The following is a 25,992-nucleotide window of genomic DNA, read 5'->3' as shown; positions in this document are numbered from 1 at the left end:
TGCATTCGGCCTCGTGGAGAGCGCGGGATCTCCCGGTCCCACCCTCGCGCTCTTCGAACGCGGAACCTGCACGGCAGTCGAGCGTCGGCCTTTCCGGACGCACGCCACAACGTTCAGGAGGCGGCGTTCCCGTGCGCCACGCGACTCGGCACCGCCCACCTCATCACTGCTCCTCACCAAGATCCGAGCCATACGCGACCGAGCGCTTTGCCGATGAGGCGCCGAATCACCGTTTCCGCTGGTAGGCAGGAGGGCCCGCCTGCACCCCCAGCAGGCCAAGAGGCCGTCGAGGTCGGTTGATCCCTGGCCTAGCCCGCAGTAGTACCGAGCAGCCCGCGCCGGCTCTGGGCCGAATTCACCTGCACCCAGCGCCATCCAGACCTCACCACCTACCCGCGTTTGCATATATGGCGCGCATGCAACTATTGTGAAGGCACGCAAAGAGCTCGCTCAAGCAATTACGGAAGGGTTGAGCCATGCCGCTCGCACTCCTCGCCCTGGCTGTCGGCGCCTTCGGCATCGGCACCACGGAATTCGTCATCATGGGCCTCCTGCCCGACATCGCCTCCGAGTACGGCGTCACCATCCCCACCGCCGGCCTGCTGGTCACCGGCTACGCGCTCGGTGTCGTCCTCGGGGCGCCGGTGCTGACCGTCCTCGGCAACAAGGTGAGCCGGAAGCGGATGCTGATGCTTCTGATGGGCCTGTTCGTGCTCGGCAACCTGCTCTCCGCCGTCGCCCCGAGCTTCGGGCTGATGCTGACCGGTCGCGTCGTCGCCTCGCTCGCGCACGGCTCGTTCTTCGGCATCGGCTCCGTCGTCGCCGCCGGCCTGGTCGCCCCGGACAAGAAGGCCGGCGCCATCGCCACCATGTTCACCGGCCTGACCGTCGCCAACATCGTCGGCGTGCCGCTCGGCACCTTCATCGGGCAGACGGTCGGATGGCGCACCACCTTCGCCATCGTCGCCGTGCTCGGCGTGATCGGCCTGCTCGGCATCGCCAAGCTCGTACCCGCCATGCCCCGCCCCGAGGGCACCCGGCTGCGCGGCGAGCTGACGGCCTTCCGCAATCCGCAGGTGCTGCTCGCGATGGCGATGACCGTGCTCGGCTTCGGCGGTGTCTTCGCCGCGATCACCTACATCGCGCCGATGATGACCGAGGTCGCCGGCTACTCCGACGGCTCCGTCACCTGGCTGCTCGTCCTCTTCGGCGTCGGCATGTTCCTCGGCAACCTGCTCGGCGGCCGGTACGCCGACCGCGCGCTGATGCCCCTGCTGTACACCACCCTCGGCAGCCTCGCGGTCGTCCTCGCGCTGTTCACCGTGGTCGCCCACAACAAGATCCTCGCCGCGATCGCCATCCTCCTCGTCGGAGCACTCGGCTTCGCCACCGTGCCCCCGCTCCAGAAGCGCGTCCTCGACCAGGCCCACGGCGCGCCCACCCTGGCCTCCGCCGTCAACATCGGCGCCTTCAACCTCGGCAACGCGCTCGCCGCCTGGCTCGGCGGCCTCGTCATCGCCGCCGGCCTCGGCTACACCGCCCCGAACTGGGTCGGCGCCGCCCTCGCCGCCGCCGCGCTGGGCCTCGCCTTCTGGTCCGCGGCCCTGGAGCGCCGTACTCCCGCGGTCGAGGCCGACGCCGATGCCGCCGGCACCGACGCCGATGCCGCCGGTGCCGGCGTCCGTACCCCCACCCCCGTACACCACTGATCCCCGCTCCCCCTTTCCACCGCCCCAGGAGAAGCGCCATGAGCACCACCGCCGTCACCCCGCTGAGCACCGCCGACGCCGAGACCCTGATCACCGCCGCCCGCCGCGCCGCCGAGGCCGCCGGGGTCACCGTCAGCGTCACCGTCCTGGACGCGGGCGGGCACCTGCTGGCCTTCCGCCGGGACGACCGTGCGGTGCTGATCTCGGGCGAGACCAGCACGCGCAAGGCGTACACCGCGCTCCAGCTGAACGCCCCGACCGCCGACCTGGTCGACCTCGTGAAGCCCGACGGCCCGTTCCACTCGCTGCCCACCGCGCTCGACCGGCCGCTGCTGTTCATCGCCGGCGGCATCCCCGTCCACCGCGACGGCCGTCTGATCGGCGCGATCGGCGTGGGCGGCGGCGCCCCCGAGCAGGACCACGGCTTCGCCGCCACCGCGCTGGAGGAGCTCTCCCGATGAGCGGCCCCCGCACCCGCACTCCGCAGGAGGTCTTCGCCGACCACGGCACCCGCCTCGGCAGCGGCGACCTCGACCTGATCAGCCGGAACCACACCGAGGACGCGGTCTTCATCACCCCCGACGGCGTCCTGGCCGGACGAGAGGGCGTGAGGGAGGGCATCGGCCGGCTCCTGTCCGACCTGCCCGACGCCGACCGGCAGCTCGCCCCGCGGTTCGCGGGCGACGTCCTGTTCCTGCAGTGGACCGCCACCGGCTCCACCCACGAGGTCCTCGACGGTGTCGACACCTTCGTCTTCCGCGACGGGCTCATCAGCGCCCAGACCGTCCGCTACACCCTCATCGAACGCACCCAGTGAAGGAGCACCCGCTCACCATGGCCCCCGCCGTTCCCACCGTCACCCTGAACAACGGCGTCGAGATCCCCCAGCTCGGCTTCGGCGTCTTCCAGGTCCCCGACGACGAGACCACCGCCGCCGTCACCGCCGCCCTGGAGGCCGGTTACCGCAGCATCGACACCGCCGCGATCTACGGCAACGAGACCGGCGTCGGCCGTGCGCTGGCCGCCTCCGGGCTGCCCCGCGAGGAGCTCTTCGTCACCACCAAGCTGTGGAACGCCGACCAGGGTTACGACTCCACCCTCCGCGCCTTCGACGCCAGCCTCGCCAAGCTCGGCCTCGACCACGTCGACCTCTACCTGATCCACTGGCCTGCGCCCGCCCGCGACCTGTACCGGGACTCCTGGCGCGCCCTGGAGCGCCTCGCCGAGGAAGGCCGCGTCCGCGCAGCCGGTGTCTCCAACTTCCAGCCCGCGCATCTGCGGCGGCTGATGGACGGTACGGCGCTGACCCCGGCCGTCAACCAGGTCGAGCTCCACCCCGGCCTGCAGCAGACCGAACTGCGCGCCTTCCACGCCGAGCACGGCATCGCCACCGAGGCGTGGAGCCCGCTCGCCCAGGGCGCCGTCCTCGGCGACCCGGCCGTCGCGGCCATCGCCGCCCGGTACGACAAGTCCCCCGCGCAGGTCGTCATCCGCTGGCATCTGCAGCTCGGCAACGTCGTCATCCCCAAGTCGGTCACCCCGGCCCGGATCCGCGAGAACTTCGACGTCTTCGACTTCGCCCTCACGGACGAGGAGATGCGGGCCGTGGCCGCGCTCGACCGCGATCTGCGGACCGGCCCGCACCCCGACGAACTCGGCTGAGCCGGCACCCCTCTCCCCACGGGCTCCGTCCCCGGCAGGCCTCCGGTCCCCGGGGCGGGACCCCGCCCGTCCGCCCGGAAGGACACACGCCGTGGCACCCCTCCATCCCGCTCTCGCCCGCCTGGCCCCCGGTGCCGGGCGGCTCACCCTCGGCCTCGAACTCCCCCTCGACAACGACCGGGGCACGGCGCGCGTCCACGCCGACCGCGAGGCCGGGCGCCCCTTCGGCGTCCCCGACCTGACCGAGCACACCCGGCTCGCCCGGCTCGCCGACCGGCTCGGCTTCGCCGCCCTGTGGCTGCGGGACGTGCCGCTGTACGACCCCGTCCGGTTCGGCGACGCCGGCTCGGTCTTCGAGACCTTCACCCACCTCGGCCATCTGGCCGCCGTCACCGAGAACGCCGTCCTCGGCACCGGCGCGATCGTGCTGCCCCTGCGCGACCCGCTGCTGGTCGCCAAGGCCGCGGCCAGCGTCGATGTCCTGTCGGGCGGCCGCATGCTGCTCGGCCTCGCGAGCGGCGACCGCCCCGTGGAGTACCCGCTGTTCGGGCGGGACTTCGAGGCGCGCGGCACGGCCTTTCGCGAGGGCGTCGAGACCCTGCGCGCCGCCTGGCGCACGGGCCCGCTGGAGCTGCCCCGGGCCGGACTCGGTGCGGACCGGGAACTGGAGGTCCTACCCAAGCCCGTCCACCCGGCCGGGATCCCCCTCGCCGTCGCCGGCGGCGCGCAGCAGACGCCCGAGTGGATCGCCGAGCACGCCGACGCCTCCCTCAACTACCCGCGCGACCTGGGCGCGCTGCGCCTGAGGACGCGCGGGTGGCAGGAACTCACGGGCGGCGGGAAGCCGTACCTCACGCCGATGATCCTGGATCTGCGGGAGGACCCGGGCGCCTCGCCGCGCCCCATCCGCCTGGGCCTCAGCACGGGCAGCAAGGCGCTGCGCGGCCACCTGGAACAGATGGCCGCCCTCGGCGTCGCCCATGTCTCCTTCAACCTGCGGCCGAACGACCGGCCCGTCGACGAGGTGCTGCGGGAACTCGCCGAGGACGTCCTGCCCCACTTCCCCACGCCCGTGGGCCGGCCGTCGCCCCCGGCGACGCCGGGCGTGGACGGCGATGGGCGGCCGGGCGAGTCGCGTTCGTAGCGGTTCCTCGCAGGAAGCCCGCGGCCCGGGGCCGCGGGCTTCCGCCCGGTACCCACGACGGTCAGGCGGTGGTGCGCGCGCCGAGGCCGTGCAGCAGGGTGTCGACGACGCGTGTGGCGAGAGCGTCCATGTCGGCGTCGGTCTCCGGGGCCTGGGTGGCGGCTTCGTGGATGAGGGCGTAGTAGACGCGGCGCGTCCAGTCCAGATCGCTGTCGGGCGGGAGCACACCGACCTCGCGGAGGCGGATGAACAGCCGCTCGCACCGGGCCAGGACGTCGGCGTGCACGCGCGCGACCTCGGGGGCGTCGGTGGGCAGGGCGCCCATGGCGAAGCCCCAGCCGATCTTCACACGGAGCACGTTCGCGGTGACCTGGTAGAGCGCGACGTCGGGCGGGGTGGTGTCCGGCCGGGCGGCTTCGACGGCCTCGTGGAACCGCTGCGCCGCCCAGGCGGACAGCGCCCCGATGAGCGCCTCCCGTGAGGCGAACCGTCGGTGCACGGTGGTCCGCGCGACCCCGGCGGCCTCGGCGATCTGCTCCATGGTGGCCGCGGGGTTCGCGGACAGCACCCGCTCCGCGGCTTCGAGGATCGCGCGCACGGTCCGCTCGGTATCGGCGCGCAGGGGCTTCGTGGAGGGGGGCAGCGCCATGAGGCGGTCCTTCCGATCGAACGATGACCTCCTGAGGTTACGACGGCGCGGCAGTTCGCCCACAACTTGCAACATCACTGATGCATGTTCTAAGTTTCACGCATCGACAAAGTCGCGTCTGTTTGCGGAGGAACACATGGACCTGCAGTTGAACGGCAAGACCGCCCTCGTCACGGGCGCCAGCAGGGGCATCGGACTGGCCGTCACCCGCGCCCTGGCCGCCGAAGGGGTGCGCGTCGCGGCCGCCGCCCGCACACCCGCCCCGGAACTGGCGGCGGCCGGCGCGATACCGGTGGCGGTCGACCTCTCCACCCCCGCCGCAGCGGAGCGACTGGTCGCGGAGGCCGCAGCCGAGCTGGGCGGCATCGACATCCTGGTCAACAACGTCGGCGGCGGCGACGGCGGTGTGAACGGCGGCTTCCTCGACGTCACCGACGCACAGTGGGCGCAGATCATGGACCTGAACCTCCTGGCCACCGTCCGCGTCACCCGCGCCGCCCTGCCCGCCCTGCTGACCGCCCGCGGCGCGATCGTCAACGTGTCGTCGATCGGCGCCCGCGTCCCGCACTCCGGCCCCATCGCGTACACCACCGCCAAAGCCGCGCTCACCGCGTTCGGCAAGGCGCTGGCGGAAGAGGTCGGCCCGCGGGGCGTGCGGGTGAACACCGTCTCACCGGGGCCGGTCCGCACCGACATGTGGGAGAGCCCGACCGGTTACGGTGCCGAGCTCGCCGCCGCCATGGGGGTCCCCCACGCCCAGCTCCTGGCCGGGCTCCCCACGGCGATGGGCATGCTCATCGACCGGCTCGTCGAACCCGACGAGGTCGCGGCCCTGGTCGCGTACCTCGCCTCGCCCCTCGCCTCCGCGACCACCGGGACCGACCACATCGTCGACGGCGGAGCGGTCAAGACCGCCTAGAGATCCCCTGGGCCGCCGGTCCCCGATCGCAGGTCCCCGCCCCCGGCCCGACCACCTGGCCCGACCCTCGCTTGCGACCGCCGCCGTACGCGCGGATCACGGTAGGCTATGACGATCGTCATAGCCGGAAGGGTGTGGAGACAGGTGCCCCAGAGCAGCACGCCGTCCCGCGAGCGGATCGTGGTGGGCGCGGCGGACATGATCGGCCGGCGCGGCCTGAGCGCCACGAGCATCCGCGAGATGGCCAAGCACGCCAAGGCGCCGCTCGGTTCCACGTATCACTACTTCCCCGAGGGCAAGCAGCAGCTGGCCTCGGAGGCCGTCCGCCACACGGGCGACCGGGTGGCCCGCAGCCTGCGCATGGAGTTGGAAACGGGCCCGGCCGCGGGCCTCGACGCCTTCCTCGCCCTGTGGCGGAAGATCGTCGTGGACACCGACTTCCACGCGGGCTGCCCCGTCCTGGCCGTCGCCATCGAGGAACCGCCCACGGACGAAGTCCCGCCCGCCCTGGCCGCCGCGGCGGAGGTCTTCGAGCTGTGGGAGGGCCTGCTCGCGGACTCCCTGCGGGCACACGGCGCCGACGCCGAGCGGGCCGCGCAGATCGCCACGCTCGTCGTCGCCGCCGTGGAGGGCACGGTGGCCATGTGTCGCGCCAAGCGCAGCACCGACCCCCTGGACCGCACGGCCGCACAGCTCCGGGCACTGATCGCCGACGCGATCGGGGACTGAGCGGGGGCGAGCGGAGGCCGAGCGGGCCCTTCCTTCCCGGCTCTTCCCGCCGACCCGGACCGACCCGACCCGGACCGACCCGACCCGATCCGGACCGACCCGACCCGAGCCGGACTGACCCGAGCTGACCCGGCCCCGCTCGCCCCGGCCCGCCCTACGCCCCGAGGGCGGAGCGGACGGCCGCGGCCTTCTCCTCCGTGAACACGCCGCTGTCGAGGAGCGGGAGGAGCGAGAGCACACCGCCGCCGGCACCCCAGCTGCCCTCGTCGATCACGCGGAAGTTCACCCACCACGCCGGTGACGGCTCGGCCAGGCCGCAGGCGTCGGCCATCGCGGCCAGAACGCGCTCGACGACCTGGGTACGGACCTCCTGACGCCAGTCACCGTCCATGACCGCCACGTCGATCACCATCACGTCGGGATCCGGTCCCGCGTCCGTCAGGAGTCGGCCGCCGATGGCCATCATGTCGGGCTCGCGCTCGACGAAGTGCACCTGGAAGCCCGCCCGCGCGGCGGGGGCGAACTGCCCGACCTCGGGCACGAGTACGGCGTCGGTCAGTGTCTCGGCCAGCTCGCGGCGGTGCTCCGGCCCCAAGCGACCCTTCGGCGCGTTCACGGTGATGACGGTCATGGCCCTCTCCTATGACGACTGTTATAGGCAGAGGCTACACCTGCTTTATAACAGTCGTCATATCCACCTCCGTCCCTCCCCGCCGGCCACGGCGCTTGTTCGGCGCAGCCCCGGTGGCCCGGGGGGCCGTCCCGCCCGAGGGTGGGGTGGAGGATCGCCTGTCGCCCCGAACCCACGAGGACGCCGCCGATGCACCGCTACCCGCCGATCGCCGACCACGGTCTCGTCGGAGACCTGCAGACGTGCGCGCTGGTGTCCGCCGAGGGTGTCGTGGACTGGTTCTGCTCGCCCCGCTTCGACTCCCCGAGCGTCTTCGGCCGGCTCCTCGACCACGAGCGCGGCGGCCACTTCTCGATCACCGTGGAGGCACCCGGCACGACGGTGCGTCAGCTGTACCTGGCCGACAGCGCGGTGCTGCTCACCCGCTTCCTCACTCCCGACGGGGTCGGCGAGGTGGCGGACTTCATGCCGCTGCTCGCGGACCCGACCGTGCCCGCCGACCGGCACACCCTGGTCCGGGTGCTGCGGGTGGTCCGCGGCACCGTCCGCTTCACGGTCGAGTGCCGGCCGCGCTTCGACTACGGCCGGGAGACGCACGAGCTGGTCCTCGACGGCGCCATCGCCCGTTTCGCCGGAGCCACGGCCGTCGCCCACCTCCAGGTGCTCGGCGCCATCGCGCTGGAGCGTGACGGCCGGGACGTCCGCGCCGAGGTGGAGCTGACCGCCGGTCAGCGCGCCGCCGCCGTGCTCACCCTGGACGCCCCCGGCGCCGGGCCTCCCGAGCCGGCCGACGAAGCGAGCCTGCGGGCCGCTTTCGACGGGGTCCGCTTCTTCTGGCACGACTGGATCGGCCGCTGCCGCTACCGCGGCCGCTGGCAAGAGCAGGTCAACCGCTCGGCGATCACGCTGAAGCTGCTCACGTACGCCCCGTCCGGCGCGCCGGTGGCCGCCGCCACCATGGGGCTGCCCGAACAGGTCGGCGGCGAACGCAACTGGGACTACCGCTACACCTGGATCCGGGACGCCTCGCTGTCCGTGCGCGCGATGGTCGACCTGGGCTTCACCGAGGAGGCGGACGCCTTCCGCCGCTGGCTGGGCGCCCGGCTGCAGGCCGGTGGCACGGTCAGCGGCGAGCCGCTGCAGATCATGTACCGGGTGGACGGCGACCCGGAGCTGGGGGAGGAGGTGCTGGACCATCTGGAGGGCTGGCGCGGCTCGGCCCCGGTCCGGGCCGGCAACGGCGCCGCCGACCAGCTCCAGCTGGACATCTACGGCGAGGCCGTCCATGCCTACGCGCAGGCCCGCGACCTGGCGCAGCTGGCCGGCTACGACGGCTGGCAGCGCTTCGCCGCCACGGTGGACTGGCTGTGCGAGCACTGGGACCGCCCGGACGAGGGGATCTGGGAGACCCGCGGCGGCCGCCAGGACTTCACGTACAGCCGGCTGATGTGCTGGGTCGCCTTCGACCGCGCGGTGCGGATGGCCCACGAGTTCGGCCGCCCCGCCGACCTGCCGCGCTGGACGGCCGCCCGGGACGCGGTGCTGCACCAGGTGATGGAGCGCGGCTGGTCCGTCGAGCGGCAGGCCTTCGTGCAGCACTACGGCAGCGAGGTCCTGGACGCCTCGCTGCTGATGATGCCGATCACCCGGTTCATCGCGCCGCGCGACCCGCGCTGGCTGTCCACCCTGGACGCGATGGACCGTGAACTGGTCTCCGACAGCCTGGTCTACCGCTACGACCCGGCCGCCTCCCCCGACGGTCTGCGCGGCTCCGAGGGCACCTTCTCGCTGTGCAGCTTCCTGTACGTGGACGCGCTCGCCCGGGCCGGTCGGCTCGAGAAGGCCCGGTACGCCTTCGACAAGATGCTCACCTACGCCAACCACGTCGGGCTGTTCGCCGAGGAGATCGGTCCGACCGGCGAACAACTCGGCAACTTCCCGCAGGCCTTCACCCACCTCGCGCTGATCACCGCCGCGCTGACCCTCGACGAGGCGCTGGACGGCTGACGCCGAGGACCGGCGCGACCACGTACGAACCGTTTCGATCATGCGAACTACGCGCGTCAACCTGCCTGTACACCGTTGACGCCCCCGGCCGGCCCGACGAGACTCCTGCCCCATGCAGCCCCCGCGTGACCCCTCGGTCACCCTCGTCCAGCGCCGACACGTGGACCTCGTCCGTGTCGCGAGCGCGGTCTGTCGCTGCGCCTGACGGCCCCTTCCGCTCACCCGGCCGTACCCCCACCACTCCTCCGCCCGCCCCGCCCGCGGCGCCGTCCCCCGCCCACCGGGCCCCGGAGGCATGCCCGCACGTCCGCACGCCCTTCTGGAGACCCCGTATGTCCACGCCCCTGTCCCGCCGCGCCCTCGGAGGGGTCGCCGCCGGTGCCGCCGCCGCGGCCGCCCTCGGCGCCACCGCGACCGCCGCCCAGGCGGCCCCCGTGCCCGACCCGCAGGAGCGTCCCTTCCGCGCCGCGCAGCCGCGCCGCCACTCCCGGCGGCCCAACATCCTCTTCATCCTGGGCGACGACCTCGGCTGGGCCGACCTCTCCTCGTACGGCTCCCCGCACATCCGCACGCCCCACCTGGACCGCCTCGCCCGCCAGGGCGTCCGCTTCACCGACGCCTACTCCGGCTCCGCGACCTGCTCCCCCACCCGCTTCAGCCTCTACACCGGCCGCTACCCGGGTCGTACGAAGGGCGGGCTCGCCGAGCCGATCGCCGACAGGTCCGTCGGTCTGGAGCCCACCCACCCCACGCTCGCCTCGCTGCTCCGTGACTCCGGCTACGCGACCGCCCTCATCGGCAAGTGGCACTGCGGCTACCTCCCCGACTACTCCCCCACCCGCTCCGGCTGGGACGAGTTCTTCGGCAACTTCGGCGGGGCCCTGGAGTACTACTCGAAGCTCGGTCTCGGCGGCGAGTACGACCTCTACGAGGGCGACGCCGAGTACAAGGACCTGCGGTACTACACCCGCATCCTCACCGAGCGGGCGAGCGAGTACGTCGGCCGCGACCACGAGAAGCCCTGGCTGCTCAACCTGAACTTCACCACCCCGCACTGGCCCTGGATCGCCGACGGAGACACGGAGGCGAGCGCCGAGATCGTCCGCCGGATCAAGGCCGGCGACCGCTCCGCCCTCTGGCACCAGGACGGCGGCTCCGTCGAGAAGTACAAGGAGATGGTCGAGGACCTCGACCGTTCGATCGGACAGGTCCTCGCTGCGCTGAAGCGGTCCGGCCAGGAGCAGGACACCCTCGTCTTCTTCGCCAGCGACAACGGCGGCGAGCGCTTCTCCTACAACTGGCCGCTGTCCGGGAACAAGGCCTCGCTCCAGGAGGGCGGCATCCGCGTCCCCTCGATCCTGCGCTGGCCCGCCCGGATCGACGGCGGACAGGTCAGCGACCTGCCGGTGTTCACGCCCGACTGGACGGCGACCCTGCTGGACCTGGCCGGCGCCCGCCCCCACCCGGCGTACCCCCTCGACGGCACCAGCCTCGCCGGGCACCTGCTGCGCGGCGCCGAGGTGCCGGAGCGGGACCTGTTCTGGCGGGTGCGGGGCGAGCGGGCGCTGCGCCGGGGCGACTGGAAGTACTACCGGGGCAAGTCCGGCCGGGACCAGCTCTTCCACCTGTCCGAGGACTCCCGCGAGCAGGCGGACCGGGCGCCGTTCGAGCAGGCACGGCTGGCCGAGCTGCGGGCCTCGTGGGAGCGGATCGACGCGGGGCTCCTCCGCTACTGAGCCCTCCCCGCCCGCGCGGTGGGACCCGGCCGGGTGTGCCGGCCGGGTCTCCGGGTCTCAGGCCAGGCCCTGGGTGAGGGCGACGGAGTCCGGGACCGTGATCACCTCCCGTGTGGAGTTCGGCGGCGCCCGCGCGGGCCGCGGCGAGCCGTTCGCCGGTGGGGAGGGCGCCGAAGCGTTCGGTGACCCCGGCGAAGTCGTAGGCGCCGGTCAGGGTGCCGCGGCCGGAGAAGTGGCCGGTGGGCGGGTACCAGATCCGGGTGAGGGCGTGGGAGGTCCCGCTGATGCCTCCGTAGGCGCAGGTGCTGTCGTCCTCCCAGAAGCGCCGCTCGGCCCGTCGGCCCACCGTGCAGGTCTTCTCGAACTCGACGACCCGGAGGGTGGATTCGAACGCCGTGGAGGATCCGGTCCGGCCGATGCTCCTGAGCACGGGTACGGGGATGCTGCTCACGCAGTGCCGGGCCTCGGCCGTGCGGGTCCGCCCGCCCCTGCGGCAGGTCACCCGGGCGCGGGACGGGTCCGTGCCCGCCGTGATCGCGACGCCGGTGACCTCGGCGCCGAGCACGAGGTCCGCGCCCGCTGTACGGGCCTGCCGTGCCACCTCGGCGAGAGGAGCAGCCGGCGCTCCGGGCCCGGGCCGGGGGCCCGGTCGGCGCACTGCGCGACGCCGTGCTTGAAGAACGGCAGCACGGTCAGATCGGTGAGGGTCCGGCTCTCCTGGGCCTGCGCGTCTTCCGGCGGGACGCGTCCTTCGGCAGGAAGCAGACCGGGCGGCGGGGCCGCGGAAGGCGTTCCCGGAGATCGAGCCGCGGTCCTCGTGCCCGGTGAGGTCGGGCACGGCGACGTAGCGGGGGCACGCCCCGGTCGCGCAGGTAGCGGTGCCTCAGGATGTCGTCGGGCCGGCCGCCGAGCCGTTCCCTGCCGTAGGCCGCGAAGCCCTCGGCGTGCCGTCCCGGCAGCACGACGGCCACGCAGGGGAAGTACTCGTCGACGGCGCCGACCCCGGGAGATCGAGGTGGACGAGGCGATCCTCGGGATCCTGCGCGGCGCGGGCTTCGGCGACGCGGACGCCGTCGGCGCGTACCACGCCTTCATCGACCTGGACACGCTCCCGGACAGGACGGAGGCGCAGCTGGTCGCCGCGCGGAAGCGGGCCGCCACGGCGTGAGCCGAGCGGCCGGCCGTCCGGGGCGCGCGGAGGGGACCTTCCCGCGTACGAGCGGGCCCTTCCCGCGTACGGGAAGGGCCCGCTCCTGTGCTACGGCGCTGCCGCGCCGGTCAGTTCCCGGTGTTCGCCCGGCGGCGGAGCCACCAGACGAGCGCGCCGCCCGCGACGATCGCGGCGGCGGCGAGGCCGCCGATCAGGCCGACGGGGGTGCTGCTGCCGGTGTCGGCGAGGTCGCCCTCCGGATCCTTCGGGCCCGGCGGGGTGGTGGCGTCCGGGGAGTGGCCGGCCGTGGGCGCCGTATCCGTCGGGGCGGGGGTCGGCTTCCCCGTGCCGGTCGGACTCGGGGTCGGCTTCCCGGTGCCGGTCGGCGTGGGGGTGGGGGTGGGGGTGCCGGCCTCGGAGTGTCCGGCGCTGTTGCCGCCGAACATCAGGTAGCCCGCCTTGTTCGGGTCGTCCGCGATGGTGTCGACCGCGTAGCCGACGGTGCGGGGCTTGTAGCGCTGCTCGGTGCGGAAGCGCACCGGGTTCATGTTCCGCTTGGGCTGCTTGGAGAAGTCGACTCCGCCCACGGTGTAGACGTAGACGTCCTCGCCGTTGGACCACTTGTACTTGAACGTGCCTTCGGTGAACGCCTTGTAGTAGCGGTCCCAGACCTGCTTGCCGGTCCAGTTCTGGTGCGGGGCGCGCAGCGGCCAGCGCTTCACGTCGTTGCTGTTGATGATCCTGCGGTACTCGGCGGGCATGTCGGCGGCGTTCTGCCGGACCCACTCGGCGGCGACGCGTGCGGTGTAGACGCGGCGCAGGTCGGCGTAGTAGTCGCCGTTGTTGACCTTCTCCGCGACGAGGGGCGTGATGTAGCGGTCGAGAACGCGGTCGGACTGCTGGGTCTCGGCCTCGGTGAGGTCGCAGCCCTTTCCGCCGGGCGGCTGCGTGTGGGTCTCCTGCGGCACCGTGGACAGCTTCAGCGGGGTGTCGAGGATGTGGATGCCGCCGTCCTGCTCGCGTACGACGGCGGTCTCGGGTTCGATCCAGTAGCGGAAGCCCGCCCAGCAGGGGAAACCGTTGCGCTTGGGCAGGGCGTTCATGAAGTTCCGGCCCGCGTCCGTCTCCGGGTCCATGGCCTTGAAGATGTCGTGCTTCAGCTCCAGGTCCGCCTCCAGCAGCACCCGGCCCGCGTCGGTCCTGCCGAAGTCGGCGTCGATGATGCGGTTCGGCTCGTCCGGGTTGAGGTTCACCCAGAACGTGGAGGGGTCCAGGGCGAGCCAGGTGAAGAACGCGTCGGAGATCAGGTCGCCCTTCTCCCGGCCGCCCCACCCGGCGGCGTACTCGTCCTCCACCGACTTGGCGGAGAACGCGTAGTCCAGTCCCTTGCCGCTCTTGGCCTTGCCGATGTACCGCAGGTCGAGGGTGGTGAAGTCGATGCCGCCGAGGCCCCGGTTCATCAGCGACCGCTGACCCGTTTTGCCCAGCCGGTCGAGCTGCTCCTTGAGCGTCTGCGGGTTCGGCGGGGACTGCCTGATCACCTGGTTGCCGGAGCCACGGGAACCGGTGGAGGTGCCGTTGCCCGGTGACATCGTCGTGCCGTTCGCCCGGTACGGCCCGTTCTCGGTGCCCTTGGGCGGCACTCCCTTGTGGTGGGACTGGTAGTTGTAGGAGCGGACCCGTTCGTTGCCGATCTCGTCCTTGCCCGCGAGGCCCTTCAACTCGTTCATGAAGTTCTTGGCGTCGCGGGTCTGGTTCTCGGCGAACACATAGGTGTACTTGTACGAGCGCCAGCCGGGGTTCTTGGCCCAGGCGCGGTCCGCGGGCTTCTCGCGGGCGTCGGGGCTGCCGTTGGACTTGCCCTCGACGATCTCCCGGGAGCGCTTGTTGAAGGCGTCCAGCCGTCGCACGTGACGCTCCCCGGTGTCGGGGTCGGTGAAGTAGAACTCCTTCTCGCAGATCCAGTCCGGGCCGGTCAGCCCCATCTCCCGCACGACCTTGGCCATGAACGCCTTGCCCCGGGCGTCGTAGCCCTGGTTCGGGATGTAGACCTTCGAGAGGTAGTCGCTGAAACTCGTCCACCTCTTCTGCGCGTTGAAGCGGGCGTAGATGCGGCGCGGGTCGCTGTGGTCGTACTTCTTGTAGTCGCTGCCCGCCGCGTTCAGTTCGGCCTGGGTCGGGTTGAGGCCGTCGAACTGGAGGCCTGGGTTGGTGTACTCGTAGGTGTCCCAGCGGTCCACCGCCCGGGATGCGTCCCCCTGGGGCAGGCCACCCCCCGTGGGGACGTTCTTCACCCCGTACAGCTCGTCACAGCGCTTGCCGGGCTTCAGCTTCGGCGGCGCGGCCTCGGCGACGCCGGCGCCGGTCTGGCCGGAGACGGTGACGGCGGTGGCGCAGGCGAGCGCCATCAGGCCGTTTCTGAACGCACGCCGGCGGCGTGCTATTCGTGCTGGCTTCACAGTGTTTCCCCCGGGAGCCCCCACGGGTCGGATTCCGGTCGCGCGGCGCCAGGGCCCCCGCTGCTCATGTGGGCGCCGCGCAAGCGGTCCGATCCTAGGGCCTCACTTTGCCGCAGCAACGCGATTCGGGTGGCACGCCCTGTGTTAACTCGGTGCAGATTCAGGATCCTTACGGTCACATCGAGGACTAGGCTTAGCTGTTGTGAGCGATGAGATCCAGGAGTACGAGGACGAGGACGAGCATGCCGTCGCCGAGCGCATCGACACGGCGCACGCCGACAACCCGCGGCTCGCGGCCTGGCTGCGCGAGCAGCGGGACCGCTTCGACGGGTGGAGCCGCGACCACGGCGGCGGATGGGACTTCGGCGAACGCTCCCTCGACCGCGTGGAGGCGCTCGTCCGCGAACACCTCACGTCCGTCGACGACCTGTTCGCTCACGAGCACACCCCCTGGGTGCAGGTGGCCTGCTGGTACGTCGGCGAAGTCCACAACCGCACCCGCGGCACCGAGTGGCGCATGGACCCCGAACCCGCCGACAGCCACCCCTGGTCCCGACGCCCCTACGTGATCGTTCCCTTCGCGCGCCTGGGCGAGTACCAGGACCCCGAGGGCATCGACTACGACGCCCGCCCCCAGCACCATCCCCTCAGCAGCTTCCTCACCCTTCTCCGCGAGGACCCCGCACGCGGCCCGGGCTCCCTGCGGGCGGAACTGGACGACTACGCCCCCGGCACCGAGAAGGACGAGGACTGAGCACCGGTCCCGGCGCCCGAATGTCGCATCGTCTCCGGTGAGGGAGGCTCAGCGGCCGAAGGTGTCGATGTTCTCGACGAGCCAGCGTCCGTCGCGGCGCACGACGTCCAGGGCGAACATGGCGCCCGCGTAGACGCCCTGGTCCTGGGTCTTCGACTGCTGCTTCCCGCCGGGCTTGCCGGTGCCGGCCGTGCTGACGCTGCTCTGGTCGGCGTAGACCAGGACCCGGGCGCGGTCGCCGTCGATCCGCTCGACCGCGCTGTCGGTGACCGTCGTGGTGATCACCGTCTTCTGCCGGGCCGCCTGGGCGAGCACCCCGCCGAACAGCGTCCGGTGCTGGTCCACGGCCTTGCCGGTGAGGAGGGTCTTCCCGGCGCGTTCGAAGGGGCCCGTGTCGGCGTGGTCGTACGAGAAGAGCGCGGCGACGGCCGCGGTGGTCTGTCCCTTGATCTCGCTGGTACGGGCGAGGTCGGTGAGGGCCGTGTTGCCGCGGGCGGGGTCGTCCCGCAGCTCTCCCGCCCTGCTGTGCGCCCATCCGGCGAAGCCTCCGAGGAGGAGGGTCAGGACGCACAGGACGACGAGGGGGGCGAGAGCGCGCGCCCCGCCCTTCGGGGCCCTCGTGGCGGCCGGGCGGTCGTCGGTCGCTTCCTGTGCCGGTGCCTCGGTCGTTTCTCGTACGGGCTTCGCCGCCGGTCGCCGCCCGGGGCGGGAGTCGGGTTCGGGCAGGAGGCCGACGGTCGTGTGGGCCCTGGCGGCGGTCGGCTGGTCGGCGAGGGCCTGGCGGCGGCGCTGGCGGTTGAGGTGGTGACGGGGCGTCGGCATCGTGCGTGTCCTTTCGGGTGCTGGCGGCTCTCGCGTACGGGACGGCGGCCCGGTCAGCCGGTCGCCGTGCCGCCCACGGGGGCCTGCCCCAGACCGCTGAGCTTCCACTGGCCGTCGGTGCGGGTGAGCTCGCCCAGCATGCGGCTGTCCTTCTCCGTGCTCTTGCTGTCGGGCGTCGTGACGGTGACGCGCAGCGCGACGAGCAGCCGGGCCCGGCCGGCCCGGTCGTCGAGTTCGGTGACGGCGCCGGACAGCACCCGGGCCGTGGTCACCGTCCTCGCCGCCTTCACCTGACTGGTGAACTCCTGCCGCCCGTCGACCAGCTGTCGGTGCAGTTCGCCGGTCGTCGAGGTCTCCCAGAGGTCGAGGCCCTGGTCCACGCGCCGGTGGTCGAGCGTGTTGAGGTTCTGCACGGCCTGCTCCCCCGCCGCGAGGGCCCGGTCGCGCTGCGCGGCGTACGCCGCGGAGTCGTCGTGGGCCGCCGCGTACCAGCTCCGGCCCTCCCAGGCGGCGAAGCCGCCCGCGACCAGGGTGAGCACGAGGGCCACGGCCAGGGCCGGTCGGTTGCCCGCCGAGGCGCGGACCTGGCGTGTCATGGGGTTCTCCCGTCTCCCGCTCATCGTCAGCGGGCCTTGATGTCGACGATCAGCCACCGGTCTCCCTGGTGCTTCGCGGTGACGGTGAGCTGGGCCGCGGCGGTCGTGGCGGCGGCCTTGCCGCGCCGCGAGGTCTGGTCGAGGAAGACGAGGAGGCGCGCGCTGTCCCCGTCGAGTTCGATCACCCCGGTGCGGACGGCCTGGGTGGAGAGGGTGATGCGCTGCTCGACCAGGTTCGTGCGGACCTGGGCGAGCAGGTCGCTGTACTGGCGGGCGGCGCGTCCGGCCAGCACGGTGTGCGAGGAGCGTTCCGCCGCGTCGGTGTCGGCGGGTGTGTAGGAGAAGACCCGGGCGAGGCCTTCGGCCACGTCGCCGCCGACGCGGGTGGTGGTCTCGGTGTCGGTGAGCGCGTGGTTGCGCGCCGACGGGGCCGAACGGAGCTGGTGGGCGGCGTAGTGGAACCCGGCCCCGCCGAGGAGGAGGACGGTGACGGCGGCGGCCGGGGCGGCCTTCCGCCACGCACCGGCGGGCCGGCGGCCGCGGGACGCGCCCGGGGCCGGCGTCGCGTCCGGGTCCGTGGCGGCTGCCGCGTCCTCGTCCGTGCCGGCTGCCGCGTCCGGGTCCGTGCCCGCCTTCGCGGGCCCGTCCGAGGACTCCGTCGCGTCCGGGTCCGTGGCGGCCTCGGCTTCTTCGGCCGTGGGTGTCTGCGCGTCTTCGTCCGTGGCCGACTTCGCATCCGCCTCCGGGGCCTCGTCGGCTCCGGTGTTCTCGCGTCTTGCCGTCCGCAGCAGTCGCGTCACTCGTCCCCGCCCTCCTCGCTCTTCTCGCTCTTCTCGCCCTTCTCCGCCTCCGCGACGGGTACCGCGCTCAGTGCCGCGACCCTCCAGGTGTTCTCGCCCGTGCGGGTCAGGACGGCCTCCAGGCGCTTGCGATCGGTGGTCGCGCCGGCGGCTCCGCGCGGCGTGACGTCGACGCGCACGGTCGCGATGAGTTTCGCCGTACCGGCTCTGGCGTCCAGTGCGGTGAGCGCGGCCTCGGTGACCGTGGCGCGGGCCGAGGCGCCCACCGTGGGCCGGGTGCGGCCCAGTTCGGTGCGGAGCGGTCCGGTGGAGGCGTCGCGCCAGGCCCGGATGCCCGCTTCGGCGCGCTCTCGGGTCGAGGCGTCGAGCGTGTTCAGGACGGTGAGACGGCTGCGGCCCTCGGCGAGCGCGGTGTCGCGTTCCCGGCTGAAGGCGAGCTCCTCGTCGGTGCGGGCCTGGGCGTAGGTCCAGACCCCCGTCCCGCAGAAGCCGAGGGCGACGACGAGGGCGCCGGTGCCCAGGGCTTTCGCGCGCCTCATCGCGTACTCCCCGTACCGAGGCCGAGGAGGCCGGCCATGTCCGTCGGGCCGCCGGTCTGGCCGGGCAGCGCGAGCGCGCCGGGCAGGTTCGGCTGCGTGCCGGTCGTGGTGCGCGCGCTGCCGGAGGGCAGGGAGCCGGGCCGGGCCGGGGTGGGCACGCCGCCGCTCCTGGGTGCGTGGGCCGAGCCGCGGACGTTGATGCCGGTGGAGGCCGGGGAGGTGCAGGAGGCGCCGGTGTTGAGGGCGGGCGCGGTCCCCAGGTCGAGCCCGTTGCGGTAGCGCGTCCCGCCGTATCCGGAGGTGCAGGGCAGCGGTGTGAAGAAGGTGACGGCCATGCCGAAGTTCACGTGTCCTCCGTCGACGGTGGTGGCTCCCGCCGAGACGGCCGCCGGGAACTTGACGAGGAGTTCCTCCGTGCCGCGCTGTCGGGTGACGGCGATCTCCGAGGTGGTGAGGAGGTTGGCGAGGACGACGCCGAGGCTGGGGTCGAGGTCGCGCAGGAGGCCGCTGACCTGGCCGGTCGCGTCGGGTGTGACGGCGAGGAGGCGGCGCAGGTCGGCGTCGGAGCCCTTGAGGGTGGCGGCGAGGTCGCGGGCGCCGGTGGCGAAGTCCCGGATGGCGCGGCTCTCGTCGGCCTGGGTGCGCAGGACGACCTCGCCGTCGTCGATGAGCCGGGTCGTGGCCGGCAGGGCGCGGTCGGCGGCCTGGACGAATCTGCTGCCGTTGTCGAGGAGGATCTGGAGGTCGTCGCCGTGTCCCTCGAAGGCCTTGCCGAGTTCGTCGACGACCGTGCGCAGCGAGTCCAGGGGGACGGAGCGGGTGAGGTCGTTCATGCTCGCGAGCACGTCGGTGACGGGTGCCGGCACCTCGGTGTCGGACTGTTCGATGCGGGCGCCGTCGGCGAGGAAGGGTGCGCCGTCGCTCTCGGGCCGCAGGTCGATGTACTGCTCACCGACGGCGGAGAGGCCGGCGACGACGGCTCGGGCGTCGGCGGGGATGGGAGGGGCGGAGTTCTTGATGCGCAGTTCGGCCACGACTCCGTCGGCGGTGAGGTCGATGGCTCCGACGCGGCCGACGGAGACGCCGCGGTAGGTGACGTCGGAGTGGGTGAACAACCCTCCCGTACGGGCGAGGTGGACGCGGACGGTGTAGTGGTCGGCGACGCCGGCGTAGCGGCCGAGGTCGGCGTAGCGGACGCCGACGAAGCCGAGGACGAGTACGGCGATGACGAGGAACGCGAGGTTCTTCAGCCGTACGGTGCGGGTGATCACGGCTTCTCGCCTCCGTCCTTGGGTGTGGTGGTGGGCTCCGAGGGGCCGGCCGAGGAGACCGGGGGCAGCGGCAGCGTCGACTGCGGGCTCCGGGTGCCGCGGTTCGTTCCCTCCCGGTCGCGCGAGGCCGGAGCCGGGTCCGGGGTCGACGGGGAGGGTGTCGGGGTGGGTTCGGTCCTGGGGATGAGGGGTGGGATCACCTCGGTCCCGGGGGCGGCGGCGAGGTGGAGGTAGGTGTTGAGGTAGTCGCCCTTGATGCCGCGCATGACCTCGTCGGTGAAGGGATACGTGAGGAGGACCTGGAGCGATTCGGGCAGGTCGGCACCGGCGTCCGCGAGTGCCGTCAGGGTGGGGGCGAGGGCCTTGAGGTCGGCGACCATGTCCTTCTTGCTCGCGTCGACGGTGCTGACGGCGACTGCGGAGAGGGTGTCCAGGGCGCGCAGCATGGTCAGCAGGGAGCCCCGCTGGTTCTCCAGGGTCTTCAGGCCGGGCGAGAGACCGGTGAGGACGGTGTCGACGTCCTTCTTGCGGCCGGCGAGGGTGGCGGAGAGCCGGTTGACTCCGTCGAGGGCGCGGGTGATGTCGCCGCGGTGCGCGTCCAGGTTCGTGACCAGGGTGTTGACGCGGTCGAGCATCGAGCGGACCTCGGGTTCGCGGCCGCCGAGCGCCGCGTCGAGTTCCCGGGTGATGGTCTTGAGCTGGTTGACGCCGCCGCCGTTGAGCAGCAGGGACAGCGCGCCGAACACCTCCTCGACCTCCGTGTTGCGGTTGGTGCGCGCGAGCGGGATGACGCTGCCGTCGGCGAGGCGTCCGCCGCTGTCCTTCCGGGGGGCGACGAGCTGGATGTACTTCTCGCCCAGGAGGCTGGACTGTTCCAGGCGGGCGCCGGCGTCGGCGGGGAGCCGGACGTCGCCGTTGATCTTCAGGGTGACGCGGGCGGACCAGTTGTCGGTCTCCAGCTCGATGGCGGTGACGCGGCCGACGGCGACGTCGTTGACCTTGACCGCGGACTGGGGCACGAGGCTGAGGACGTCGTCGATCTCGGCGGTGACCGTGTAGGGGTGGGAGCCGAGGTCGGCGCCGCCGGGCAGCGGGAGGTCCTCGATGCCGTCGAACCGGACGGGGTTCGCGGGGACCGCGCCGAGGACGACGGCGAGTCCGAGGCCGAGCGCGACCGCTCCGACGGCTCCGGCCCCCAGGGCCTTGCGGGAGGGCGGGGTGTCCCGGTTCATCGCTGCCCCCCTCGGGTGCCGGTCGAGGAGGAGCCGCCGGTCACCGGCAGCGGGAGCAGTGGTCCGCCCATGCTGATCTCGTTGAGGTTGGCGCGGCCGTCGAGGGTGCGGGTGTCCTTGTCGTACGCGTTGACGACGTTGCCGGCGGCGAGCGGGGCGACGTCGAGCGCCTCCGCGAGGGAGGCCCGCTGGTCGACGAGGGTCTGGGTGAGGGGCACGAGCCGGTCGATGTTCTTCTTCAGCTCGCCGCGGTTGTCCTTGATGAAGGTCTTGACCTGGGCGAGGGCCTTGCCGAGTTCCGCGAGTGCGCCGGCGAGGTCGTCCTTGTTCTCGGCGAAGTAGCCGACGACCTCGTCGAGGCGTTCCTGTGCGGTGCGGACGTCTCCGTCCTTCTTCTTCAGCATGGTGGTGAAGGTCTGCAGCCGGCCGAGGGTGGTGAACAGGTTCTCGCTGCTGCCGTCGAGGGTCTTGGCGGCCTTGCCGAACTGTTCGATGGAGGTGCCGATGGCCGTGCCGTTGCCCTTGAGGTTCTTCGCTCCGGTGTCCAGGAGTTCGGAGAGGGCTCCGGCGGAGTTGGCGCCGTCGGGGCCGAGTGCCTCGCTCAGCTCGGTGATCGAGTCGTAGAGCTGGTCGATCTCGACGGGGGTGCGGTTGCGGGACGCGGGCAGCTGGGCACCGTCGGCGAGGGCGGGGCCGGTGCTGTAGGCGGGGGTGAGCTGGACGTACCGGTCGGCGACGATGCTCGGGGCGACGACGAGGGCCCGTGCGTCGGCGGGGACGCGTACGCCTTCGTCGAGGCGGAGTTCGACGCGCACCCGGGTGCCCTGCGGTTCCACGGCTTCCACCTCTCCGACGCGGACGCCGAGGACGCGCAGGTCGGATCCGGCGTAGATGCCGACGGCACGGTCGAACCAGGCGGTGACGCGGATGCCGTCGTCGTCGAGGGTGCTGACGGCGACGAGGCCGCAGGCCGCGAGCACCGCGAGGGCGAGCCCGGCGGCGAGGGGCTTTCTGGGCTTGGTCATCGTTCACCGCTCCCCTCGGCCGTCGCCGTCTGTTTCGGCGGGAGGCATCCGGTCTTGGGCTGCGAGGCCTCGGGCAGATAGGTGCGGGGCACCACGCCGCACAGGTAGCTGTCGAACCAGCGGCCGCTGCCGAGGGTGTTGCCGACGAGCCGGTAGTAGGGGCCGATGAGCGCGAGCGTCTTGTCGAGCTGGCCGCTGTTCTTCTCCAGGACGCCGGTGACGCGGCTGAGGGCCTTCAGGGTGGGGCCGAGCTGCCGGTTGTTGTCGCCGACGATGCCGCTGAGTTCGGTGCCGAGGTCCCGGCTTCCCTTGAGCAGGGCGCGGATGGCCTCGCGGCGCTTCCTGAGTTCGCCGAGGAGCGAGCCGCCGTCCTCCAGGAGGATCTCGAAGCTGGACTTCTTGTCCTGGAGGGTCTTGGTGAACTTCTTGCTGTTCTCCAGGAGCCGGGCGAGCTGGGTGTCGCGCTTGGAGACGGACTTCGACAGCTCGGAGAGGCCGGTGGCGGCGTTGCGTACGTGCGGCGGGGAGTTCTTGAAGGTGGCGGAGATCGTCTCGAAGCTCTCCGCGAGCTTCTCGGTGTCGATGGCGTCGACGGTGCCGCTGAGGTCCTGGAAGGCCTGGGTCACGTCGTACGGGGAGGTGGTGCGGGACTGCGGGATGCTGGCTCCGGGGTCCTGGGGTGCGGAGCCCAGCGGGTCGAGCGCCAGGTACTTCTCGCCGAGGAGGGTCTTGATGGCGATGGCGGCGGTCGACCGGTCGCCGATCCAGGCGTCGCCGACCTCGAAGGTCACCTTGACCTTGGGCCCGTCGAGGGCGACCTCGGTGACCTTGCCGACCTTGACCCCCGCGATGCGGACCTCGTCGCCGGCGTCGAGTCCGGCGGCCTCGGTGAAGTCGGCGCTGTAGGCGGTGTCGCCGCCGACGAGCGGGAGCCGTTCCACGTTGTACGCGAGGACGGCCATGAGGGCGAGGATCAGCAGCCCGACGACGGCGACGGCGACGGGACTGCGCTCCTTGACCGGCTTCAGCCGGGGGCGCGGGCTCATCCGCGGCACCTCGTCTCGGTCACGGCGATGCCGGTCGGCGGCTTGGAGCCGTCGGAGGTTCCCACGCCGCTCACGCGCGCCTCGCAGAGGTAGAGGTTGAACCACGATCCGTACGAGGAGAGCCGGGCGAGGGCCGACATCTTGCCGGGGGTGTGGGCGAGGAAGGTCTCGATGGCTGGGGTGTGGTCGCCGAGGGTGCCCGAGAGCCGGCCCAGTTCGCGGATGTCCTTCTTGAGGGGCGCGCGGCCTTCCTGGAGGAGTCCGGCGGTCGTCGTGGTGAGGTCGCCGATGGCCTTGACCGCCTCGCCGAGGGGTTTGCGGTCGGTGTTGAAGCCGGTGACGAGCTTCTGGAGGGTGACGACGAGGTCGTTGAAGCCGGCCTCGCGGTTGTTGAGGGTGGTCAGGACGGTGTTGAGGTGGGTGACGACCTCGCCGATGACCTCGTCCTTGGCGGCGACGGTCCTGGTGAGGGAGCCGATGTGCCGCAGGAGGCTGTCGACCGTTCCGCTCTCGCCCTGGAGGACCTGCACGAGGGAGGCGGCCAGGTCGTTGACGTCCGCGGGCGAGAGTCCCTCGAAGAGTGGCTTGAACCCGTTGAAGAGCAGGGTCAGGTCGAGTGCGGGTGTGGTGCGGTCGAGCGGGATGGTCTCTCCGGCGCCCAGGGTGCCGGTCAGGTCGCCGGTGCCCCGGCCGAGGGAGACGTACCGCTGCCCGACCATGTTGAGGTACTTCACGGCGGCGGTCGCCGACCGGGGCAGGGCGCGGTCCTCGCGGACCGTGAAGGTGACCTGGGCGGTGCGCCGCTCGACGACGCGCACGTCGGTCACCTCGCCCACCTTCACTCCGGCGATGCGCACGGAGTCGCCCTCGACGAGCCCGGTGACGTCGGTGAACAGCGCCTTGTACGAGCGGGTTTCGGCACCGACGCCGGTGTTGGCGATGCTGAAGCCGAGGACGGTGGTGGCGAGGGCGGTGACCAGGACGAACGCGAGGGACTTCAGTACGGTGCCGGTCAGGCCGCGCCGTCGCGTGTGGCTGGGTCGTGTCGTCATCGGAGGGTCACCTCCGCGCCGCGGAACGCGGGGCCGGCGAGGAGGCTGCTCCAGTCCGGCAGGTCGCCGGGCCGCTTCTTCGCCGCGGGGGCGAGCAGTTCGTTGACGAGGTCGTTCTCCTGCGGGGAGTTGGCGGGGCCGAGGTCCTGGTCGGCCGCGGCGGACGCCCGTACGGCGGGTGCGGCCGGGACGCCGAGGTAGGGCACGGGGTAGCAGCGCGGGCCGCCGCCGGAGCCGTACGAGGGCGTGTCACGGCCGGGGACGTAGGCACCGCGGGAGGGGACTGTGGTCACCTCGACGTGCAGTCCGGGCTGGTTCGTGCCCTTGCCGAGCGCCTTGTCCATGGCGGGCACGAACTGGGCGAGGGTGCGCAGGGTGCAGGGGAAGGACGGGGAGTACTCGGCGAGCAGTTCCAGGGTGGGCCTGCCGGTGGCGCTGAGCCGGATGATGTTGTTCTTGTTCTGCCGGAGGAAGGCGGTCAGGTCCTGGGCCGTCCGGGTGGTGGCGCCGAAGGTGCCGGCCAACGCGCCCTCCTTCTCGGCGAGGGTGCCGCTGGTGGTGGTGAAGTCGGTGAGCGCGGTGACGATGTCCGGGGCCGCGTCCGCGTAGAGGTGGCTGACCTTCACGAGTTCTTTCAGGTCGCGGGTGAGGGCGGGTAGGTGGGGGTTGAACTCGCGTAGATGGGCGTCGAGTCGGGCCAGGGTCTCGCCGAGCTTGTCGCCGCGCCCCTCCAGGGCGCGGGAGACGGCGGACAGGGTCGCCGACAGTTTCTGCGGCTGGACGGCGGTGAGCAGGGGCAGGACGTTGTCGAGGACCTGCTGGAGTTCCACGGCGTTGCTCGACCGGTCCTCCGGGATGACGTCTCCGGGGCCGAGGGGCCGCGTGGAGGGGTTTCCGGGGGGTACGAGGGCGACGAACCGCTCGCCGAAGAGGGTCGTGGGCAGCATCTGCGCGCGGACGTCGGAGGGGACGTGGCGCAGGGTTCCGGGCCGCATGGCGAGGGTGAGCCGGGCTCCGCCGTCGGTGGTGTCGATGGCGCGGACCTCGCCGACGACGACGCCGCGCAGTTTCACCTCGGCCCCGAGGTGCATCTCGTTGCCGACGCTGCCGGTCTCGACGACGATCGGGTCGGAGTCGGTGAAGCGTTTGTCGTAGACGGCGACCGCCAGTGAGGCGAGCAGGACGGGTACAAGGAGGAAGACGATGCCGGCGAACCGGCGGCGCAGGGTCTCGGCCGTTGAGTCGCTCATCTCACCCCGCCACCTTCACGGTCGTGGTCGCGCCCCAGAGGGCCAGCGACAGGAAGAAGTCGGTGACGCTGATCAGCACGATGGCGTTGCGTACGGAGCGGCCGACGGCGATGCCGACGCCGGCGGGTCCGCCGGAGGCGCGGAAGCCGTAGTAGCAGTGGGCGATGATCACCATCACGCTGAAGATCAGCACTTTCAGCACCGAGAGGAGGACGTCCGTCGGTGACAGGAAGAGGTTGAAGTAGTGGTCGTAGGTGCCCTGGGACTGGCCGTTGAAGAGGACCGTGACGTAGCGGGAGGCCAGGTAGGAGGAGAGCAGGCCGACCGCGTAGAGGGGGACGATGGCGACGACGCCCGCGATGATGCGGGTGGTGACGAGGTACGGCATGGAGCGGATGCCCATGCCTTCGAGGGCGTCGACCTCTTCGTTGATGCGCATGGCCCCGAGCTGGGCGGTGAATCCGGCGCCGACGGTCGCGGAGAGGGCGAGGCCGGCGACGAGCGGGGCGATCTCACGGGTGTTGAAGTAGGCGGACACGAATCCGGTGAAGGCGGCGGTGCCGATCTGTTCGAGGGCCGCGTGGCCCTGGAGTCCGACGACGGTGCCGGTGAACAGCGTCATCGCGATCATGACGCCGATGGTGCCGCCGATGACGCCGAGGCCGCCGGAGCCGAAGGCGACCTCGGCGAGCAGCCGTTGCACCTCCTTGAGGTAGCGGCGCAGCGTGCGCGGGATCCAGAGGAGGGCCCTGACGTAGAAGAGGAGCTGGTCACCGGAGCGGTCGAGCCAGACGAACGGGGAGGCCATCG

At 72.2% G+C, this 25,992-nt stretch carries 26 protein-coding genes; 12 read left to right on the top strand and 14 right to left on the bottom strand.

Translation table 11 applies throughout. From position 1 onward, the window contains the following. Positions 1-476 precede the first annotated feature (476 nt). From BLW86_RS37535 to BLW86_RS37515, 5 genes are all read left to right on the top strand, one after another. Positions 477-1,709: an MFS transporter gene (locus tag BLW86_RS37535; RefSeq protein ID WP_256341576.1), complete on the top strand. Its 1,233-nt coding sequence runs from the start codon at positions 477-479 to the stop codon at positions 1,707-1,709. Positions 1,710-1,747: 38 nt separating this feature from the next. Next, the gene (locus tag BLW86_RS37530; RefSeq protein WP_093878161.1) at positions 1,748-2,170 is read left to right on the top strand and encodes a GlcG/HbpS family heme-binding protein; all 423 of its coding nucleotides are present in this window, start codon (positions 1,748-1,750) and stop codon (positions 2,168-2,170) included. Continuing rightward, the gene (locus BLW86_RS37525; RefSeq protein WP_093878160.1) at positions 2,167-2,526 is read left to right on the top strand and encodes a nuclear transport factor 2 family protein; all 360 of its coding nucleotides are present in this window, start codon (positions 2,167-2,169) and stop codon (positions 2,524-2,526) included. Before BLW86_RS37530 ends, BLW86_RS37525 begins: the two co-directional genes overlap by 4 nt. A 17-nt stretch (positions 2,527-2,543) precedes the next feature. Next, positions 2,544-3,371, top strand: coding sequence for an aldo/keto reductase (locus BLW86_RS37520; protein WP_093879080.1), 828 nt, complete (start codon positions 2,544-2,546; stop codon positions 3,369-3,371). A 91-nt stretch (positions 3,372-3,462) separates the two neighbouring features. Beyond that, entirely contained in the window at positions 3,463-4,515 is a 1,053-nt protein-coding gene (locus BLW86_RS37515) for a TIGR03571 family LLM class oxidoreductase (RefSeq protein ID WP_093878159.1), read from the top strand. Positions 4,516-4,576: 61 nt separating this feature from the next. On the opposite strand, the gene BLW86_RS37510 is transcribed toward BLW86_RS37515, so the two are convergent. Further along, positions 4,577-5,164 (bottom strand): TetR/AcrR family transcriptional regulator, encoded by a 588-nt coding sequence (locus BLW86_RS37510; RefSeq protein WP_093878158.1) that lies wholly within the window; start codon positions 5,162-5,164, stop codon positions 4,577-4,579. 136 nt (positions 5,165-5,300) lie between these two features. On the opposite strand from BLW86_RS37510, the gene BLW86_RS37505 reads away from it, so the two are divergent. Beyond that, positions 5,301-6,083, top strand: a complete 783-nt coding sequence (locus tag BLW86_RS37505; RefSeq protein ID WP_093878157.1) for an SDR family NAD(P)-dependent oxidoreductase — start codon at positions 5,301-5,303, stop codon at positions 6,081-6,083. Between the two features lie 144 nt (positions 6,084-6,227). Continuing rightward, the gene (locus BLW86_RS37500) at positions 6,228-6,812 is read left to right on the top strand and encodes a TetR/AcrR family transcriptional regulator (protein WP_177181868.1); all 585 of its coding nucleotides are present in this window, start codon (positions 6,228-6,230) and stop codon (positions 6,810-6,812) included. A gap of 154 nt (positions 6,813-6,966) precedes the next feature. On the opposite strand, the gene BLW86_RS37495 is transcribed toward BLW86_RS37500, so the two are convergent. Continuing rightward, positions 6,967-7,443 carry a tautomerase family protein gene (locus BLW86_RS37495; RefSeq protein ID WP_093878155.1) on the bottom strand — a complete coding sequence of 159 codons (477 nt, stop codon included), beginning with the start codon at positions 7,441-7,443 and terminating at the stop codon, positions 6,967-6,969. Positions 7,444-7,632: 189 nt separating this feature from the next. Between BLW86_RS37495 and BLW86_RS37490 the strand changes: the two genes are divergently transcribed. The 4 genes from BLW86_RS37490 (at position 7,633) to BLW86_RS42305 (ending at position 12,354) form a co-directional block, all read left to right on the top strand. Further along, on the top strand, positions 7,633-9,450 hold the full coding sequence (locus BLW86_RS37490) for a glycoside hydrolase family 15 protein (RefSeq protein ID WP_093878154.1): 1,818 nt from the start codon (positions 7,633-7,635) through the stop codon (positions 9,448-9,450). Positions 9,451-9,562: 112 nt separating this feature from the next. Next, a complete protein-coding gene (locus BLW86_RS44160; RefSeq protein WP_371129652.1) occupies positions 9,563-9,655 on the top strand; it encodes a putative leader peptide in 93 nt (30 codons plus the stop codon). Positions 9,656-9,782: 127 nt separating this feature from the next. Continuing rightward, entirely contained in the window at positions 9,783-11,186 is a 1,404-nt protein-coding gene (locus tag BLW86_RS37485; RefSeq protein ID WP_093878153.1) for a sulfatase family protein, read from the top strand. Between the two features lie 1,015 nt (positions 11,187-12,201). Continuing rightward, positions 12,202-12,354 (top strand): hypothetical protein, encoded by a 153-nt coding sequence (locus BLW86_RS42305; RefSeq protein WP_177181867.1) that lies wholly within the window; start codon positions 12,202-12,204, stop codon positions 12,352-12,354. A 110-nt stretch (positions 12,355-12,464) separates the two neighbouring features. Here the strand turns inward: BLW86_RS42305 and BLW86_RS37480 are convergent, their stop codons facing one another. Beyond that, positions 12,465-14,744 carry a hypothetical protein gene (locus BLW86_RS37480; RefSeq protein ID WP_256341575.1) on the bottom strand — a complete coding sequence of 760 codons (2,280 nt, stop codon included), beginning with the start codon at positions 14,742-14,744 and terminating at the stop codon, positions 12,465-12,467. A gap of 253 nt (positions 14,745-14,997) precedes the next feature. Between BLW86_RS37480 and BLW86_RS37475 the strand changes: the two genes are divergently transcribed. Continuing rightward, on the top strand, positions 14,998-15,549 hold the full coding sequence (locus BLW86_RS37475) for a hypothetical protein (protein ID WP_093878151.1): 552 nt from the start codon (positions 14,998-15,000) through the stop codon (positions 15,547-15,549). A 48-nt stretch (positions 15,550-15,597) separates the two neighbouring features. Here BLW86_RS37475 and BLW86_RS37470 read toward each other — a convergent pair whose 3' ends face one another. Genes BLW86_RS37470 through BLW86_RS37420 form a run of 11 tightly spaced genes read right to left on the bottom strand, consistent with a single transcriptional unit; the run spans position 15,598 to position 25,990 of the window. After that, complete coding sequence (locus BLW86_RS37470) at positions 15,598-16,371, bottom strand: hypothetical protein (RefSeq protein WP_093878150.1); 774 nt, start codon at positions 16,369-16,371, stop codon at positions 15,598-15,600. Positions 16,372-16,424: 53 nt separating this feature from the next. Beyond that, a complete protein-coding gene (locus tag BLW86_RS37465) occupies positions 16,425-16,967 on the bottom strand; it encodes a nuclear transport factor 2 family protein (protein WP_093878149.1) in 543 nt (180 codons plus the stop codon). 26 nt (positions 16,968-16,993) lie between these two features. Next, positions 16,994-17,767, bottom strand: coding sequence for a hypothetical protein (locus BLW86_RS37460; RefSeq protein WP_093878148.1), 774 nt, complete (start codon positions 17,765-17,767; stop codon positions 16,994-16,996). After that, positions 17,764-18,306, bottom strand: coding sequence for a hypothetical protein (locus tag BLW86_RS37455; protein WP_093878147.1), 543 nt, complete (start codon positions 18,304-18,306; stop codon positions 17,764-17,766). The genes BLW86_RS37460 and BLW86_RS37455 overlap by 4 nt, the downstream gene beginning before the upstream one ends. After that, the gene (locus BLW86_RS37450; protein ID WP_093878146.1) at positions 18,303-19,577 is read right to left on the bottom strand and encodes an MCE family protein; all 1,275 of its coding nucleotides are present in this window, start codon (positions 19,575-19,577) and stop codon (positions 18,303-18,305) included. The genes BLW86_RS37455 and BLW86_RS37450 overlap by 4 nt, the downstream gene beginning before the upstream one ends. Further along, positions 19,574-20,809, bottom strand: a complete 1,236-nt coding sequence (locus tag BLW86_RS37445; protein WP_093878145.1) for an MCE family protein — start codon at positions 20,807-20,809, stop codon at positions 19,574-19,576. Before BLW86_RS37445 ends, BLW86_RS37450 begins: the two co-directional genes overlap by 4 nt. Continuing rightward, positions 20,806-21,834 carry an MCE family protein gene (locus BLW86_RS37440; protein ID WP_093878144.1) on the bottom strand — a complete coding sequence of 343 codons (1,029 nt, stop codon included), beginning with the start codon at positions 21,832-21,834 and terminating at the stop codon, positions 20,806-20,808. The genes BLW86_RS37445 and BLW86_RS37440 overlap by 4 nt, the downstream gene beginning before the upstream one ends. Beyond that, the gene (locus BLW86_RS37435; RefSeq protein ID WP_093878143.1) at positions 21,831-22,880 is read right to left on the bottom strand and encodes an MCE family protein; all 1,050 of its coding nucleotides are present in this window, start codon (positions 22,878-22,880) and stop codon (positions 21,831-21,833) included. The genes BLW86_RS37440 and BLW86_RS37435 overlap by 4 nt, the downstream gene beginning before the upstream one ends. Next, positions 22,877-23,932: an MCE family protein gene (locus tag BLW86_RS37430; protein ID WP_093878142.1), complete on the bottom strand. Its 1,056-nt coding sequence runs from the start codon at positions 23,930-23,932 to the stop codon at positions 22,877-22,879. Before BLW86_RS37430 ends, BLW86_RS37435 begins: the two co-directional genes overlap by 4 nt. Further along, on the bottom strand, positions 23,929-25,182 hold the full coding sequence (locus BLW86_RS37425; protein ID WP_093878141.1) for an MCE family protein: 1,254 nt from the start codon (positions 25,180-25,182) through the stop codon (positions 23,929-23,931). The genes BLW86_RS37430 and BLW86_RS37425 overlap by 4 nt, the downstream gene beginning before the upstream one ends. A 1-nt stretch (position 25,183) precedes the next feature. Next, complete coding sequence (locus tag BLW86_RS37420) at positions 25,184-25,990, bottom strand: MlaE family ABC transporter permease (protein WP_093878140.1); 807 nt, start codon at positions 25,988-25,990, stop codon at positions 25,184-25,186. Positions 25,991-25,992 lie beyond the last annotated feature (2 nt).

The organism is Streptomyces sp. TLI_105 (assembly GCF_900105415.1).
Lineage (GTDB): Bacteria > Actinomycetota > Actinomycetes > Streptomycetales > Streptomycetaceae > Streptomyces.
The sequence above is the reverse complement of the archived record's forward strand: the minus strand, read 5'-3'. Positions and strand labels throughout refer to the sequence as shown.

What these genes read in the sequence shown, in the direction of transcription:
- BLW86_RS44160 (WP_371129652.1), top strand. Translation starts at nt 9,563, where the DNA reads ATGCAGCCCCCGCGTGACCCCTCGGTCACCCTCGTCCAGCGCCGACAC.
- BLW86_RS37445 (WP_093878145.1), bottom strand. Translation starts at nt 20,809, where the DNA reads ATGAACCGGGACACCCCGCCCTCCCGCAAGGCCCTGGGGGCCGGAGCC.
- BLW86_RS37535 (WP_256341576.1), top strand. Translation starts at nt 477, where the DNA reads ATGCCGCTCGCACTCCTCGCCCTGGCTGTCGGCGCCTTCGGCATCGGC.
- BLW86_RS37470 (WP_093878150.1), bottom strand. Translation starts at nt 16,371, where the DNA reads ATGCCGACGCCCCGTCACCACCTCAACCGCCAGCGCCGCCGCCAGGCC.
- BLW86_RS37485 (WP_093878153.1), top strand. Translation starts at nt 9,783, where the DNA reads ATGTCCACGCCCCTGTCCCGCCGCGCCCTCGGAGGGGTCGCCGCCGGT.
- BLW86_RS37425 (WP_093878141.1), bottom strand. Translation starts at nt 25,182, where the DNA reads ATGAGCGACTCAACGGCCGAGACCCTGCGCCGCCGGTTCGCCGGCATC.
- BLW86_RS37455 (WP_093878147.1), bottom strand. Translation starts at nt 18,306, where the DNA reads ATGAGGCGCGCGAAAGCCCTGGGCACCGGCGCCCTCGTCGTCGCCCTC.
- BLW86_RS37520 (WP_093879080.1), top strand. Translation starts at nt 2,544, where the DNA reads ATGGCCCCCGCCGTTCCCACCGTCACCCTGAACAACGGCGTCGAGATC.
- BLW86_RS37525 (WP_093878160.1), top strand. Translation starts at nt 2,167, where the DNA reads ATGAGCGGCCCCCGCACCCGCACTCCGCAGGAGGTCTTCGCCGACCAC.
- BLW86_RS37435 (WP_093878143.1), bottom strand. Translation starts at nt 22,880, where the DNA reads ATGAGCCCGCGCCCCCGGCTGAAGCCGGTCAAGGAGCGCAGTCCCGTC.
- BLW86_RS37465 (WP_093878149.1), bottom strand. Translation starts at nt 16,967, where the DNA reads ATGACACGCCAGGTCCGCGCCTCGGCGGGCAACCGACCGGCCCTGGCC.
- BLW86_RS37495 (WP_093878155.1), bottom strand. Translation starts at nt 7,443, where the DNA reads ATGACCGTCATCACCGTGAACGCGCCGAAGGGTCGCTTGGGGCCGGAG.
- BLW86_RS37505 (WP_093878157.1), top strand. Translation starts at nt 5,301, where the DNA reads ATGGACCTGCAGTTGAACGGCAAGACCGCCCTCGTCACGGGCGCCAGC.
- BLW86_RS37490 (WP_093878154.1), top strand. Translation starts at nt 7,633, where the DNA reads ATGCACCGCTACCCGCCGATCGCCGACCACGGTCTCGTCGGAGACCTG.
- BLW86_RS37440 (WP_093878144.1), bottom strand. Translation starts at nt 21,834, where the DNA reads ATGACCAAGCCCAGAAAGCCCCTCGCCGCCGGGCTCGCCCTCGCGGTG.
- BLW86_RS37510 (WP_093878158.1), bottom strand. Translation starts at nt 5,164, where the DNA reads ATGGCGCTGCCCCCCTCCACGAAGCCCCTGCGCGCCGATACCGAGCGG.
- BLW86_RS37530 (WP_093878161.1), top strand. Translation starts at nt 1,748, where the DNA reads ATGAGCACCACCGCCGTCACCCCGCTGAGCACCGCCGACGCCGAGACC.
- BLW86_RS37420 (WP_093878140.1), bottom strand. Translation starts at nt 25,990, where the DNA reads ATGGCCTCCCCGTTCGTCTGGCTCGACCGCTCCGGTGACCAGCTCCTC.
- BLW86_RS37480 (WP_256341575.1), bottom strand. Translation starts at nt 14,744, where the DNA reads ATGGCGCTCGCCTGCGCCACCGCCGTCACCGTCTCCGGCCAGACCGGC.
- BLW86_RS37430 (WP_093878142.1), bottom strand. Translation starts at nt 23,932, where the DNA reads ATGACGACACGACCCAGCCACACGCGACGGCGCGGCCTGACCGGCACC.